Here is a 14,775-nt window from a genome sequence, read left to right on the forward strand (position 1 = left end):
GAATCTGTTCGCACATTGCCACATCAATTCGATATACGTCGAATTATTCGACATGCATCGAAGCGTTGAATCGAAAGAGGCAGGTTATGGGAAAGCTTAGTGGCAAGATTGCACTCGTTACTGGCGGAAACAGTGGCATTGGGCTGGCGACAGCGAAGCGATTTGTGTCCGAGGGCGCTTATGTCTACATCACGGGCCGCCGCCAGGAGTCGCTGGACGCGGCGGCGAAGGAGATCGGCTCGAACGTAACCGCGGTGCAGGGTGACGTATCGAAGCTCGGCGACCTGGACCGACTGTTTGAGCAGATCAGGCAGGAGAAGGGCCGGCTCGACGTGGTCTTCGCCAACGCGGGCGGAGGCGAGTTCGTGCCGCTCGGCAGCTACACCGAGGAGCACTTCGACAAGACCTTCGGCATCAACGTGAAGGGCCTGGTGTTCACGGTGCAGAAGGCCTTGCCGCTGCTGCCCGATGGCGCGACCGTCGTGCTGAACGGCTCGATCGTTTCGGTGAAGGGCTTCGAGAACTTCGGTGTCTACAACGCGACCAAGGCGGCGGTGCGTTCGTTTGCCCGCACCTGGACCAACGAGCTGAAGGGGCGCAAGATCCGCGTCAACGTGGTCAGCCCGGGGCCGATCGATACACCGGCGATTGCCGGGCTGGTGGGCAACGACTCCGAGCAGGAGAAGCAGCTGAAGGCCGGGCTGGCCGCCGGCGTACCGCTCGGCCGTATAGGCGAGCCGGATGAGCTGGCCAAGGCCGTGGTGTTTCTCGCCTCGGACGACAGCAGCTTCGTCGCCGGCGTGGAGCTGTTTGTCGATGGCGGGTTTGTGGCTGTGTAAAGGCTGAGAAGAGTCCCACGTCTCAAGAGCGGGACGTGGGCACCCGGCATGGGCTCAAATCGAAAGTTGAATGACGCGACAGAGTAGATAGCAAGCCGCCTCACATAGAACCCTTGCATGGGATCTTTCCTGAGAATATCCATGGAGCTGTACCATCTTGAGCAAATCTACAGGCGTCTTTTTATCCTGCGCTGCTTGCCGCAGATCGACACCATGAGCGAGTTTGCTCCTGAACATATATAGGTCTAAGGCGATACCTTTGACCGTCCAGTGAGGTGGATTCGGGACATTGTTCCAATCGGGAAATACTCGCGTATCTGCTCCGAGAAGCTTGCAGAGCTTGTCACTAAAATCGTTCTTGCTCTCACTGTCGAAGATCGCTTCCATTCCTATCACCCAGAGTAGTCCTGCAATGTACTGGTGGTACGCATAGGTTTCTAAGCCCAGTTGCAGAGCAGTAATTGCATTCTTTTCAGGAACGCTGGCTCCTGTGAGTGCTGCTTGTACGCGAGGGATGAAGGCTATTGCTTCCGACAAACAGGCTCTATCGAAAGTCTTGCGGCTTGCCCATTCTCCTACATGCATCGGAGGCATGTGCTCGATAGCTGTGTGCATCGAATCTTCGCCGTAATGCGTACCCCTATAGACGAATCCCAATGTACATACAGGCTTCACTATCTGGAGGGCCATTAGACTCCCATAGAACATTGCATTATGGTCCTTTGGTTCCTCTCTTCCACGAACGACCGGAAAATCCTCATAGCTATAAACGAGGTAATGACTCGCTTCTTCCGCTTCGTCATATTCACGTTCACTCTGGGCATAGCGCATTCTCCCAGAGAGAAGAAGCGGGTTGGGTTTAACAAGCTTCAACCCATCGGCCAAAAATATTTCTTCTTGTTCGCCGAGGGCCAAACGCTTTATTCCTGTGTAAATAAGCATTGTATTCATCGAAATACCCTCCCAGGCGCCGTTTATGCCGCACCTCAACTTTATGGCCGATGTCGCTATCCATGAACTTTCGCGACACCGCATAGAAACCGCAGGTCCCTCGACTCGCTTCGCTCGCTCGGGATGACAGTTCTATTTCTTTCATTGAGAGCATGGTGCGCAAACAAAATCCCAGCCTTGCGGCTGGGATTTTTGCTGGAACAAGGAGCCGGAAGCGGCTTAGTTGTTGGTCTTCTTGGTGGCGCGGGTGGCTGGACGGGTGCGAGGCTTGGCCTTGCCGTTGCCGTTCAGATGCGGGGTCTCGATGACGCCGCGGGTCCAGTACTGGCCCTGAGCGTCGACCTCGATACCGTGCACCTCGCGCTCGAAGCCGGGGAAACGGCGGCCGAAGTCTTCGAGAGCCATGAGGAGCTGGATGGTCGGGCTGTCGATGCCGCCCAGCCGCTCGCCGGGCATGCGGATCGGGATTCCCGGCGGGTAGGGGACGAGCATGACGGCTGGGATGCGGCCGGCCATCTCGGCCACCTTGACGCGCTCGGTACCGTTGCGGATGAGTTTCTGGTAGGTCTGCGCCGGGGTAAGCACCGGGTTCGGCTCGGTGTCGCAGGCGGCATGCAGCAGCCCGGGCAGGTTCAGCTCACGCATAGCGTTGTGCATGTCGTCAGAGAGCTGCTTGAGGGTCATGCTGCCGTAGCGGTCCGGATACTTGGCCGTCAGCGCGGGCAGAGCCTCGTTGAGCATGGCTTCCTGGTCGTAGAGACGCTTGAACTCGAAGAGCGTTTCGAGCAGGCTGCCCCACTTGCCCTTGGAGGTGCCGACCGAGAACAACGTGAGGATGGTGTAGTCACCGGTACGGGCGATTTCGACGCGGCGAGCGTCGAGGAAGGCGGTGAGGATGGCGGCCGGGATGCCCCAATCCTGCATGACGCCCTGCGGGCTGATACCGGGCAGCAGGATGGTGACCTTCGTCGGATCGAGCAGGACGTAGTCGTCCTGGACGGCATCGTCGGTGAAGCCATGCCAGTCTTCACCCGGCTTGAGGGTCCAGCAGTCGGCGTTGTCGCCCAGCAGATCGTCCGGCGCGTCCTCGAAGCGGAAGATCTCGCCCGTCTCCTTGTCGGTGACGTAGTCGGGCTGGAACATACCGAAGAACCACCAGTCGCCTTCCTCGGACTTGAGGCGGTGGGCGACGGAAGCCATGGCCTTGCGGAAGGTGATAGCGTCCTGGATGGTCTCTTCCATCAGGGTCGAGCCGGCCGGCTCGTCCATCATGGCCGTGGCCACGTCGATGGAGGCGATCATCGGGTAGAAGGGCGAGGTCGTTCCGTGCATCATGAACGACTCGTTGAACTGATCGAACTCGAGCGGCGCGCGTGGGCTGAGCTTGACGTGGATCATGGACGCCATGGAGAAGGCGGCCAGCATCTTGTGCGTGGACTGGGTGGCGAAGATGAGCGGCCGGTCGGGCATTTCATCTGGCACGTCCATGGCGAAGCGGCCCTTATAGAGCGAGTGGAACTTGGCGTAGGCGTACCAGGCCTCGTCGAAGTGGACGCGGGGCACGGACTTCGAGAGCTCTTCGACCACCGCATCGACGTTGTAGCAGAAGCCGTCGTAAGTCGAGTTGGTGACGACGGCATAGCTCGGATCGCGCGAGACGGCGCCAGCAGCAAAGGGGCTCTTGTCGATGAGCGCGCGAATCTGCTCGGGCTTGAAGCGCTCGAGCGGGACCAGGCCGATCATGCCATAGCCGTTGCGCGTGGGCTTGAAGTAGACCGGGCGAGCGCCGGTGACGGTCAGCGAGTGGCAGATGGACTTGTGGCAGTTCAGGTCGGCGATGACCATCTCGTCCTGGCCGATGACGCCGTGGCCGACGATCTGGTTCGAGGTCGAGGAGCCGCCGAGGACATAGAAGGTCCAGTCGGCGCCGAAGATGCGGGCGGCATTGCGCTCGGACTCAGCCGGCGGACCGACGTGATCGAGCCAGGAGCCGAGCTCGGCGGTGGAGATGCCGAGGTCGGAGCGCATAAGGTTCTCACCGAAGAACTGGTGGAAGGCCATGCCGACGGGGTGCTTGAGGAAGGCGACGCCGCCCATGTGGCCGGGGGCATCCCAGGAGTAGGCTCCCTGGTCGGTGTACTTGACCAGCTCGCGGAAGTACGGCGGCAGGAGCTGCTCGTGGTAACGCTCAACGGCAAAGTCGACGCGGTTGGCGATGAAGGCCGGGGTATCGCCGAAGAGGTGGATGTACTCGTGCACCTGCTTGACCACTTCGAGCGGCAGCTCGCTGACCAGCGTGCGGTCGGCGATGAGGAAGATCGGCAGCTTCTTGTTGCGATAGCGGACTTCGCGGATGATGCGCAGCGCGGCGCGCTCGTCGAACTGGTTGTCGTCCTCTAAATCCCAGTCGAGCAGAATGGCGCTGTGCGAGGGATCGGACTTGACGAGCGACAGACCGTCATCCGGCGTAACGGTACGGACAACGCGATAACCTTCTTCATTGATAGCCGAGACCAGTCGCTCCATCGCGCGGTCGGCGACCGAATCGGTGTTGCCAACCTCACTGGCGATGAGCAGTACCCAGCGGCCTTGATTCATTCCCAACCCTTCTTACTCCCACGGTCGAATTGACCGAAAATCACCCCAACCGGGGCGAAATCCAGTCTCAAATATTACAGAAAACCGATGAAGAATCGGTGAGCGGGGAGGCTTATTTTACGGGGCGTAAAAAGGCGCGGCAGCCCAGCCGCCGAGAGGCGTCCGGTAAGCCGATTCATTACACTCAAATACAGAGATGTGCTGCTCTCCTCGTGTCCCGGCCTGCGTCAGTGAAAGCGTGACCTTGCAACGCGCCGGGAGTGCTCCATGGATGACGGTGGTACTGGCCGGCCTGGCGCTGTGCGGCACGCTTCTGCCTGTTTCCGGCTGCCGACGGTCCGCTCCGGACGGCGCGATGGCGGATGTGAACGGCACGATCATCACCGCGGCGCGCGTAGACGAGTACGACCGGCTGCATCCGCAGGCCTTCGGCAACGAGAGCGGTGACCAGCGGCGGATGGATGTGCTGAACGAGGTGATCATGGAAGAGGTCCTCGAACAGCGGGCGCGCAAGGACCATCTGGAGGCGACCGACGAAGACGCGGACGAGAAGCTGACCGACATGAAATCCGGCTACACGCAGGAGGAGTTCGAGCAACAGCTGGCGGCGGCTCACCTGACGATGCAGGATATGCGGACACAGGTGCGGCGCGAGCTGACCATCGACCGGCTGCTGAATAAAGATGTGTTCTCGCGGGTGAACATCACCGACGCCGACCTCTCGACCTATTACACCGGCCACCAGGACGAATTTCATTTCCCGGAAACGCGCTACCACCTGTCGCGGATCGTGGTGCAGGCGCTGCCGGTCTCCGCAGGAGGACAGCAGCAGGATGCGGCGGCAAGCCGCGCCGAGGCACTGCGGACGATCCAGCTGGTGCATCTGCGGCTGCAGGAGGGCGAGAACTTTGCCTCGCTGGCCAGCAGCCTGGCCCGGGTAAAGACAGCAGCCATCGCGGCGGACGCAGACATTACAGTGTCGGCATCACAGTTGCACACCGACGCATCGCTGGAAGAGAGCGTGGAAAAACTACTGCCCGGACAGACAACCGATGTGCTGGCGAGTCCGGATGGGACAACCTATGCGATCTACAAGCTGCTCTCGCGCATGCCGGCCGGCGATTACAGCTTTGAAGATCCACGGGTGCAACAGTACATCCGGGAAACACTGCGGACGCAGCGCGGAGACCTGCTGAAGGCCGCATATCTGGACATCCTGCGCAACCAGGCCCATGTGCGGAATTACTATGCGGAACGGCTGCTGCAATAAAGCCGCCGCACCCGACAATTGCGTAGAATGAGGCTTGGCAGCGGCACACCTGCCGCGCGGCCGTCCCTTTCTGCATACGAAGCGAGGAGCATGCCCGACCACTCCCCAGACCCCCACCCAGACTCAGATCCAGGCAGGGCCGCGGCTGCATTCCTCTCGCGGGATTTCCGGCTCTATCAGATAGCACGGCTGCTGGTGATTATCGGGGCCGAGGCGCAGTCACTGGCCGTGGCCTGGCAGGTCTACCAGATCACGCATAAGGCCATCGACCTGGGCTATACGGGACTGGCTCTGTTTCTGCCGGGATTGTTGTTCATCCTCCCCTCCGGCCATGTGGCGGACCGCTTCGACCGGCGCGCCGTGATCCTTGTCTGCTACGGGCTGCAGATCTTCTGCACACTGACGCTGTTCCTCTTCGCACTGCATGGCATGCGAAGCATACTGCCGATCTATGTCGTGCTTTTCCTGGTCGGAACGGGACGCTCGTTCAGCGGACCGGCCAGCTCGGCGCTGCTGCCGCACCTGGTGCCGAAAGAGCACTTCGTGAACGCAGTGACGTGGGGCGCGACGGTCTTCCAGATCGCGAACATCTCGGGCCCGGCGCTGGGCGGCGTGCTGTTCACGCTGCCGCTCACGCATGGAATCGTGGCACGACTGGCCGGAGCACCGCTTGTCTTTCTCTTCACACTCACTACGCTCTGTTGTTTTCTGGTGCTGGTGGGCTCGCTCTCCGTGCGCCCGGGACGGATGGAGCATCGGGCTACCTCGATGGCGACGATCCTTGCGGGCTTTCACTATGTGCGGCGCACGCCCATTCTGCTGGGCTCGATCTCGCTGGACCTGTTCGCCGTGCTGCTGGGCGGCGCTGTATCCCTGATGCCGATCTTTGCGCAGGATATTTTGCATGCGGGACCACGCGGTCTGGGACTGCTGCGTGGCGCTCCGGCGCTGGGCGCGATGCTGGTGTCGATCTCGCTGACCTTCCGGCCGATTCACCGCAAAGCGGGTACGCTGATGTTCACATGTGTAGGAATTTTCGGCGCGGCGACAGTGCTGTTCGGCGTCTCGAAGAGCCTGCCGCTCTCGATGGCGGCGCTCTTCGTGGTGGGCGCGTCGGATATGGTGTCGGTCGTGATCCGCTCATCGATGCTGCAGCTGGGCACGCCGCCGGAGATGCGCGGGCGGGTGAGCGCGGTGAATGCGCTGTTCCTCGGCGCATCCAATGAACTGGGCGAGTTCGAGAGCGGCCTTACGGCACAGTGGTGGGGTGCGGTGCGGGCGGTCATCTTCGGCGGCATCGGCTCGATGATGGTGACCGGGCTATGGGCTGCGCTGTTTCCTCCGCTGCGGCGCGTGGATCAGCTGACGGCCCAGGCACTGCTGCAGGTAGAGACCGAAGAAGCATCGAAGGAAGTGCGGCAGCTCTGAGCTGCTGCGCGCAGGGCGATCCGCCTTCGGCCTCTGCTCCCTCTGGTCGCGGCGCTAACCGCGCGGCTTTTTGCCTTCGGCCTCCGCTCCCTCTGGTCGCGATTTGAGTCCATGGCTCACTCTGCCGGAGCATGGATGGGAGACCCGGTTCCGTTATTTTTATCTTGTAGAGGTTCTTTATGTGGAAAGCACTGAAACCAATCCTCATCATCACGATCTTTGTCGTGGGCATCGTGGGAACACGATTCTATTTCCTGTGGCGTGAACGCAATGCGCCATCCACCATGCAGGGTCCGCCTCGCGCAGAACGCAGGCTCACCGCAGACGATGTGGTGCAACCGCGAAAGATGTACATGAACACACTGGCCGACGCGAAGGCGCTGGCGGGCACAACCGTGTGGGTACAAGCCGGTTTCACGCTGGACTACTATCCATATGCCACGCACCACGTGGACTTCGCGCATCCCGCGGGCGTGCTGCCCGGCGTAACACCGCTGGCGGTGAAAGAGGTCGTGGAGCAGAAGACTCCGGCAAACCTGGCCACGCGAATACCGCAGGGCAACAAGCAGGTATTTGTCGTCTTCACCATGCCAAATGACGAGAAGACGTACGCCACGGCGATCGGCTATGTGCAGGGATCGGATGAAAAGTACTATTGCGACGACATTTTTTACTATGACGATCCTCACAAGATGTACAGCTTCTGGGGTGCGGAAGTCTGGCAGGCCGTGGATCAACATATTGCCAAGCCGGGCATGAACGAACTGCAGACGGCAATGTCGCTGGGCATGATCCAGCAGTCGGATGCCTCAACCATAGGCGACCGCACAGTGCACTACGATGTCGGCGGGAAGAAGTGGACGGTCACCTTCCAGAACGACAAGGCGACGAGCGTGCAACAGCAGTAAGCGAGGTGTTCCGGTGGAAGACAGGCGCAGAGAGCGGCATGCTCTCTGCGCCTGTCCTGTTTGCGGATGCAGAGTTCTGTTCCCTCCCACGCCTCGGAACCGAGATGTGGGGCACCCAGCCGCCGCGTGGTGTAGAAAGGATGGAACACGCAGGACAATCGATTCGCTCGTACGACGCTGGAGAGATGCGAGCGCACAGGCAGTGGAGGAACGCACACAGGATGCAGGACTTGAGAACGATGAAGCTACGTTCATGCTCGGTTGCGAAGGTTTTTTGCCTAGGGACTCTGCTGCTGGCTCCGGCTGCGGCTTTCGCGCAGGCAGCAGCGAAACTGATCCCGATGCCGCGGGAGTACAAGGCCGGCACGGTAGCAGCCCTGGCACAGGGTGTGACGATCACGAGCGACGATGGGCCCGAGGACCGGTTTGCGGCTCAGGACCTGGCGGCGTGGTTCGACGAGTTGGGCGTACATGCGGAACATGGGCACTCGTCGGTAAAGATCGAGCTGCTGCGCGCAGATTCGAAGCGCGGCGAGAAGGTGCTGGCATCCGCAGGCGTGAAGCTGGACACAGCCATGCACGACGAGGGTTACGCGATTGTCCCCGAGGACCACGGGCTCGCCGTGGTAGCGGATACGGCCGAAGGCGTCTTCTACGGCGCCCAGACCGTGAAGCAAATGGTGACCGGCACAGGCGCATCAGCGACACTCGCCGAAGCGACAATCCGGGACTGGCCGGCGATGAAATATCGCGGCGTCTCGGATGATCTGTCGCGCGGGCCGTTTCCGACACTCGACTTCCAAAAGAAGCAGATTCGCACGCTGGCTGCGTACAAGATGAACGTGTACTCGCCATATTTCGAGAACACGCTGCAGTATGCATCGGACCCGGTGCCGGGACTCCCGGGCGGCAGCATGTCAAAGGATGATGTGAAGGCGCTGGTGACGTATGCGGCGCAATATCACGTGATGGTGATCCCGGAGCAGGAGGCCTTTGGGCATCTGCACCACGTGCTGAAGTACGAAGAGTATGCGCCGCTGGCGGAGACGCCGATGGGCCACGTGCTGGCACCGCACCAGGCGGGATCGCTCGACCTGATCGGACAGATGTTCGGCGAGATTGCGCAGGAGTTTCCATCGCCCTTCCTGCATATCGGCGCGGATGAGACAGCGGACCTCGGCAAGGGGCAGACGAGGGATGAGGTCGACAAGCGCGGGCTGGGCGCGGTGTACGTGGACTTCCTGCTGCAGATCCACCAGAAGCTTACACCGCTGAACCGGCGGCTGATGTTCTGGGGCGATATCGGCATGCACGATCCGGCGGAGGTAAAGCGGCTGCCGAAGGACATGATCGCCATCGGCTGGGAGTATTCCCCGAACCCGAAGGGCTATGCGGACTGGCTGAAGCCCTACACGGACGCGGGCATGGAGACGTGGGTGGCGCCGGGCGTGAACGACTGGAATCGCGTGTATCCGGATAACGACTACGCCACGCGAAATATCCAGGGCTTTGTGCATGACGGGCAGCTGGCACACAGCACGGGCATGCTGAACACGGTGTGGAACGACGACGGCGAGGGCCTCTTCAACGGCGACTGGTACGGCATTCTCTTTGGCGCAGCCGCCGCGTGGCAGCCGACGGAAGCGACCGATGCAGCGGCCTTCGGCTCGGCATACGGCGAAGTCTTTCACGGCGACGCGACGGGCAAGCTCGACCAGGCACAGCGCGAGATCATTGCTATTTATCAATCGTTGAACGCAGCAGAGCTCGGCTGGCAGACGGACCGGCTCTACTGGGTGGACCCGTGGTCTGCTGAAGGGCAGGCGATGGGCGCGAAGCTGAATCCCCTGGTGCACGAGATGCGGCTGCATGCGGAGCGGGCGATCACGCTGATCGCCGAAGCACGCGCGGCAGGGCCGCTGCGCGAGCCGGATGCGGTGGACGCGCTGGACACAGGCGCGCGGCGGCTGGACTTCATCGGGCAGAAGTTCGAGACCGCTGAGCTGATCGCGAAGATGTATCGCGAAGCTTACGCGAGCCAAAACGACGCGGAGAAAAAGAAGCATATCGGCGGCACGCTTTACACCCTCTCGGGCGCGAACGGGCTGTGCGAGGACGTGCGCGACGGCTACAACTATGGGCGACTGCGCTATTCCGATGTGTGGCTGAAGGAGAACCGGCCTTACTGGCTGCAGAATGTGCTCACGCGTTATGACCTGGCATCGCAGCTATGGGTGACGCGCAGCGCGGCCATCCATGCTGCACATGTACAGTGGTCGGCACAGCACACGCTGCCGGCGCCGGAGTCGCTGGGTATTCCTGCGGAGAATCGGTAGGTGGCCCATCACCTGAGCGGGCTGGACCTGCTGATCGTTGCGGCGTATCTGGCGACGATCACGGTTTTCGGCCTGCGCTTTCGCAACTACGGGCAGACGAGCGGGGGACGCTCGCTCGAGTCGTATTTTCTTGCGGACCGGCGGATTCCATGGTGGGCGATTGCGCTCTCCATCGTGGCGGCAGAGACGAGCACGCTGACGATCATCAGCGTGCCGGGCGTCGCGTACACCGGCGACTGGGGTTTTCTGCAGATCGTGCTCGGCTACCTGCTGGGACGCATCGTGATCTGCGTGCTGTTTCTGCCGCGGTATTTTCGCGGCGAGCTGATGACGGCCTATCAGGTGATCGGGCAGCGCTTCGGCCCGCAGCTGCACCGGCTCACCGCATTTCTGTTTCTCTTTCTGCGCGCAGCCGCAGAAGGCGTGCGCGTCTTCGCGGTGTCGATCGTGGTGGGCATCGCCATCGGCACGCGCGATGTGCTATCGATCGGGATCATCTGCCTGCTTACGCTGATCTATACGCTCGAGGGCGGACTGGCGGCGGTGATCTGGACCGACGTGGCACAGATGGCGCTATACGCGGTGGGCACGCTGACCAGCTTTGTGCTGCTGGGACGGCTGGTGCCGGGCGGATGGCAGCACATTCATGCGGCGGCGATGGCTGCGGGCAAGATCACGATCTTTCACTTTGCATGGAACGTGACAACGGCCTACACCTTCTGGGCGGGACTGCTGGGCGGATGCTTCCTGACCATGGCCAGCCACGGCACGGATCAACTGATGGTGCAGCGGCTGCTGGCTGCGAAGAACCTGCGCGAGTCGCGGATTGCACTGCTCTCAAGCGGCGTGATGGTGCTGGTGCAGTTCGCGTTGTTCCTCGCGATCGGGACAGGGCTTTATTTCTTCTATGGACGCGCGGCCACGACGGCGCCGGACCGGCTCTATCCGCAGTTCCTGATGGACGAGATGCCGCGCGGCGTAGCGGGACTGATGGTGGCGGCGATTCTGGCTGCGGCGATGTCCAACCTGAGCGCAGCAGTGAATTCGTTGAGCTCGAGCACCATGGTGGACCTGATTCTGCCACGGCGACCGAGCATAGACGGCGCAGGCAAGACGCGGCTTTCACGCGGGCTGACCCTGTTCTGGGCATTCGTGCTGTTTGTGCTGGCGCTGCTCTCGCGCGGCGGCGGCCACGTGGTCGAGGTTGGGCTTTCGATTGCGTCTGTGGCCTATGGCTCTCTGCTCGGAGTCTTTCTGCTGGGTACATTGAGCAAGCGCGCCAACGAAGGCGGCGCGATGGTGGGCATGCTGTGCGGTTTTACGGTGAATTTTCTGCTGTGGAAGCAGTCTCATCCGGTGGCTATAGATGAGGGCTCGCTGCATTTTATCTTTCCGAAGATTGCCTGGACATGGTTCGTGCTCGCGGGCTCGCTGGTAACCTGCGCTACCGGATGGCTGGCCAGCCTGCTGATGCAGGAACGCAAGACCAATTCGTAACATGTGAAGGAGTTCGTGGTGCCGATGTCTCGTCTGACCGCTGTTTCTCTTGCTGCCGCGCTGCTGGTTTCCTCGCCCTATGCTGTTTCTGCCGAGACTCCGGCATCCGCACAGGCGGCACAGCCTTCGTTTACAGCAATCGACTCCATCATCGAGCAGGCAATTGCGGAGAAGAAGTTTCCCGGCGCGATGGTGATTGTCGGACACGATGGACGCGTGGTCTTTCATAAAGCCTACGGACACCGCGCGCTGGGCGATCATCCCGAAGCGATGACCGAAGACACCATCTTCGACGTGGCATCGCTGACGAAGGTGATTGCGACGGCTCCGAGCGTGATGGAGCTCTACGAACAGGGAAAATTCCGGCTGAACGATCCGGTGGCCAAGTATCTGCCGGAGTTTGCGGCGAACGGCAAGGGCGACATCACGATCCGCGATCTGCTGACGCATTACTCGGGGCTGGCTCCTGATCTCGACTTGAAGAGTACGTGGGAGGGCAAGGACGAGGGCTTCCGGCTCGCATTTGCGTCAGCCCCCATGACGCCGCCGGGGGTGCAGTTCCGCTACAGCGATATCAACTTCATTACGCTGGGCGCACTGGTCGAGAAACTCTCCGGCATGACAGAGGACGAGTATGTGGCGAAGTATGTGGCAGCGCCGCTGGGCATGATGCATACGCGCTATCTGCCTCCGGAGGATTGGCGCACGGAGATTGCGCCAACACAATACGACGAGCACGGCGTGATGCTGCGCGGTGTGGTGCATGATCCGACGGCGCGGCGGATGGGCGGCGTAGCCGGACATGCGGGGCTGTTCAGCACGGCGGGGGATGTCGCCATCTATGCGCAGAACCTGCTGGACCGGCTGGCCGGGCGGCCCAGCCGCTTTCCACTCAACCAGCTGACGCTCGAGAAGATGACCGCACCCGAGCAGCCGGCAACCGCAGTAGCGATGCGCGGACTCGGATGGGATATCGACACGGTATTCTCGGGCAATCGCGGTGAGCTGTTCCCTGTAGGATCGTTCGGGCACACCGGGTTCACGGGCACCTCGATCTGGATGGACCCGGCAAGCGACACCTACGTGGTGATGATGGCGAACGCCGTGTATCCGAATGGGCCGACAGGCATCACGCCGGTGCGCGCAGCCTTAGCCAACGCAGCGGCTGAGGCCGTAGGCGTGCGCGACGACGGTGGCGCGCTGGCGGCGAAGCTGACGGGGTACGACGAATCGCTGGCGGGAATGCGGCGACGACCGGATCGCAATGGCGCGGTGAAGACGGGCATCGATGTGCTGGAAGCCGAGAACTTTGCCACGCTGAAAAAGCTGGCCGAGGCGCATGGCGGAAAGCTGCGGCTGGGACTGCTGACGAATCAAACCGGCCTGGATGCGCAGGGACGGCGAACGATCGACGTGTTGGCAAAAGACGCGGCGGCGGCGGTGCCAGGACTGAAGCTGGTGACGCTCTTCAGTCCGGAGCACGGGATTGCGGGCGCGCTGGATAAAGAGGGTATCGGGAACACTACCGACGCGGGCACAGGGTTGCCGGTTGTGAGCCTGTATGGCGCGAAGCCGGATGATCGGCACCCCTCGCTCGATACCTTGCGCCAACTGGACGCGGTGGTGATCGACCTGCAGGATGCGGGCGTGCGCTTCTACACCTATGAAGCCGTGACGCGATATTTCCTTGAAGCCGCGGCGCAGACAAAGACGGAGATCGTGGTGCTGGACAGGCCCGATCCGGTGAATGGCGCGTATGTGCAGGGACCGGTGTCAGATGCGGGATTGGAGAGCTATGTGAACGTGGCTCCGGTACCGGCGCGGCACGGGATGACGCTGGGCGAGATGGCGCGATATCTGAACGGCGAGCTGAAGCTGGAAGCTCCGCTGACGGTGATCGCCATGCAGGGATGGCAGCGCGGCGACTGGTTCGACGATACAGGGCTTGCGTGGACGAATCCTTCACCAAACCTGCGCAGCGAGCGGGCGGCGATGCTCTATCCGGGGATCGGACTGATTGAGACGACGAATCTTTCTGTCGGACGTGGGACCGATACGCCATTCGAGCAGGCAGGCGCGGCGTGGATCGACGGGCCTGGGTCTGTCGCATTGGCGAGTGCGCTGAATGCGCGCTTTCTGCCTGGAGTACGGTTTCTGCCCGTAAGCTTTACGCCGGAGAAGCCGTATCCCTATGCAGGCGAGCTGTGCCATGGCGTGGCGATTACGATCACGGATCGTAATGTGCTGGATGCTCCAGAGATGGGCATTGAAATTGTTGCGGCGGTGCGGAAACTGTATCCGCAGCAGTTACATATGGAGAAACTGCAGACGCTGCTGGCCAGCCAGACGACGCTCGAGGCGCTGGAGGCGGGGAAAGATCCGCAGCATATTGCGGAAGACTGGCGTCCGGCGATCGAGGCATTTGAGGCGAAGCGGAAAGCTTATCTGCTGTATTGAGAAAATAGAGCCATGGCAGACGCAGTAAGAATGGACAAGTGGCTGTGGGCGGCGCGGTTCTTTAAGACGCGCGGGCTGGCGGCGAAGGCCTGCGAGCTGGGGCGCGTCGAGTTGAACGGGCAGCCGGCAAAGGCAGCGCGCGATGTACACGCGGGCAACACGCTGCGAGTAAAGACCGAGGGCGGCGAGTTCGAGATAGAGGTGCTGGCGCTGAGCGAGGTGCGCGGGCCAGCAGCGGCGGCGCAGGCTCTGTATCGCGAAACCGAGGAGAGCAAGGCGGCGCGGCAAAAGGTCGCCGACGCGCGCAAGGCAATGCGGGAATTTGAAGTGCTGCCCACGGCGCGTCCGGACAAGCGCGACCGACGAACGTTGAACCGCATTCGCGGACGGGGATAAGAACTGGTCGTCCAGGCCTTTCACCTTCGCCCTGCTCCGCGCAGGGCGAATTGCCTTCGGCCTCCGCTCCCGATGGTCGCAACTTGCATGCTGGG

At 61.6% G+C, this 14,775-nt stretch carries 10 protein-coding genes; 8 read left to right on the forward strand and 2 right to left on the reverse strand.

Features of this window, described 5'->3' with window-relative positions:
• Nucleotides 1-86 precede the first annotated feature (86 nt).
• The gene (locus ESZ00_RS07585) at nt 87-839 is read left to right on the forward strand and encodes an SDR family oxidoreductase (RefSeq protein WP_129207501.1); all 753 of its coding nucleotides are present in this window, start codon (nt 87-89) and stop codon (nt 837-839) included.
• 54 nt (nt 840-893) lie between these two features.
• Here the strand turns inward: ESZ00_RS07585 and ESZ00_RS07590 are convergent, their stop codons facing one another.
• Nucleotides 894-1,790, reverse strand: coding sequence for a hypothetical protein (locus ESZ00_RS07590; RefSeq protein ID WP_129207502.1), 897 nt, complete (start codon nt 1,788-1,790; stop codon nt 894-896).
• Between the two features lie 219 nt (nt 1,791-2,009).
• On the reverse strand, nt 2,010-4,388 hold the full coding sequence (locus tag ESZ00_RS07595) for an Orn/Lys/Arg family decarboxylase (protein WP_129207503.1): 2,379 nt from the start codon (nt 4,386-4,388) through the stop codon (nt 2,010-2,012).
• A gap of 271 nt (nt 4,389-4,659) precedes the next feature.
• Here ESZ00_RS07595 and ESZ00_RS07600 point away from each other — a divergent pair, with 271 nt between their 5' ends.
• The 7 genes from ESZ00_RS07600 to ESZ00_RS07625 all read left to right on the forward strand — a co-directional run bounded on the left by ESZ00_RS07600 (nt 4,660) and on the right by ESZ00_RS07625 (nt 14,680).
• Nucleotides 4,660-5,658: a peptidylprolyl isomerase gene (locus tag ESZ00_RS07600; RefSeq protein ID WP_164981389.1), complete on the forward strand. Its 999-nt coding sequence runs from the start codon at nt 4,660-4,662 to the stop codon at nt 5,656-5,658.
• A gap of 90 nt (nt 5,659-5,748) precedes the next feature.
• Entirely contained in the window at nt 5,749-7,086 is a 1,338-nt protein-coding gene (locus tag ESZ00_RS07605; RefSeq protein WP_129207505.1) for an MFS transporter, read from the forward strand.
• A 179-nt stretch (nt 7,087-7,265) separates the two neighbouring features.
• Nucleotides 7,266-7,994: a hypothetical protein gene (locus ESZ00_RS07610; RefSeq protein ID WP_129207506.1), complete on the forward strand. Its 729-nt coding sequence runs from the start codon at nt 7,266-7,268 to the stop codon at nt 7,992-7,994.
• Nucleotides 7,995-8,233: 239 nt separating this feature from the next.
• Nucleotides 8,234-10,330: a glycoside hydrolase family 20 zincin-like fold domain-containing protein gene (locus tag ESZ00_RS07615; protein WP_129207507.1), complete on the forward strand. Its 2,097-nt coding sequence runs from the start codon at nt 8,234-8,236 to the stop codon at nt 10,328-10,330.
• Nucleotides 10,331-11,827: a sodium:solute symporter gene (locus tag ESZ00_RS20290; protein WP_229741020.1), complete on the forward strand. Its 1,497-nt coding sequence runs from the start codon at nt 10,331-10,333 to the stop codon at nt 11,825-11,827.
• A gap of 24 nt (nt 11,828-11,851) precedes the next feature.
• Nucleotides 11,852-14,284 (forward strand): exo-beta-N-acetylmuramidase NamZ domain-containing protein, encoded by a 2,433-nt coding sequence (locus ESZ00_RS20295; RefSeq protein ID WP_229741021.1) that lies wholly within the window; start codon nt 11,852-11,854, stop codon nt 14,282-14,284.
• A gap of 12 nt (nt 14,285-14,296) precedes the next feature.
• Nucleotides 14,297-14,680, forward strand: coding sequence for an RNA-binding S4 domain-containing protein (locus ESZ00_RS07625; RefSeq protein WP_129207508.1), 384 nt, complete (start codon nt 14,297-14,299; stop codon nt 14,678-14,680).
• Nucleotides 14,681-14,775: the final 95 nt, after the last annotated feature.

The sequence above is a fragment of the Silvibacterium dinghuense genome (assembly GCF_004123295.1).
In the GTDB taxonomy this organism is placed as follows: Bacteria; Acidobacteriota; Terriglobia; order Terriglobales; family Acidobacteriaceae; genus Silvibacterium; species Silvibacterium dinghuense.

Excerpts from the sequence above, each read along its gene's own strand:
- ESZ00_RS07585 (WP_129207501.1), top strand. The coding sequence starts at position 87 with ATGGGAAAGCTTAGTGGCAAGATTGCACTCGTTACTGGCGGAAACAGT.
- ESZ00_RS07600 (WP_164981389.1), top strand. The coding sequence starts at position 4,660 with ATGACGGTGGTACTGGCCGGCCTGGCGCTGTGCGGCACGCTTCTGCCT.
- ESZ00_RS07605 (WP_129207505.1), top strand. The coding sequence starts at position 5,749 with ATGCCCGACCACTCCCCAGACCCCCACCCAGACTCAGATCCAGGCAGG.
- ESZ00_RS07590 (WP_129207502.1), bottom strand. The coding sequence starts at position 1,790 with ATGAATACAATGCTTATTTACACAGGAATAAAGCGTTTGGCCCTCGGC.
- ESZ00_RS07625 (WP_129207508.1), top strand. The coding sequence starts at position 14,297 with ATGGCAGACGCAGTAAGAATGGACAAGTGGCTGTGGGCGGCGCGGTTC.
- ESZ00_RS07610 (WP_129207506.1), top strand. The coding sequence starts at position 7,266 with ATGTGGAAAGCACTGAAACCAATCCTCATCATCACGATCTTTGTCGTG.
- ESZ00_RS20295 (WP_229741021.1), top strand. The coding sequence starts at position 11,852 with ATGTCTCGTCTGACCGCTGTTTCTCTTGCTGCCGCGCTGCTGGTTTCC.
- ESZ00_RS07595 (WP_129207503.1), bottom strand. The coding sequence starts at position 4,388 with ATGAATCAAGGCCGCTGGGTACTGCTCATCGCCAGTGAGGTTGGCAAC.
- ESZ00_RS07615 (WP_129207507.1), top strand. The coding sequence starts at position 8,234 with ATGAAGCTACGTTCATGCTCGGTTGCGAAGGTTTTTTGCCTAGGGACT.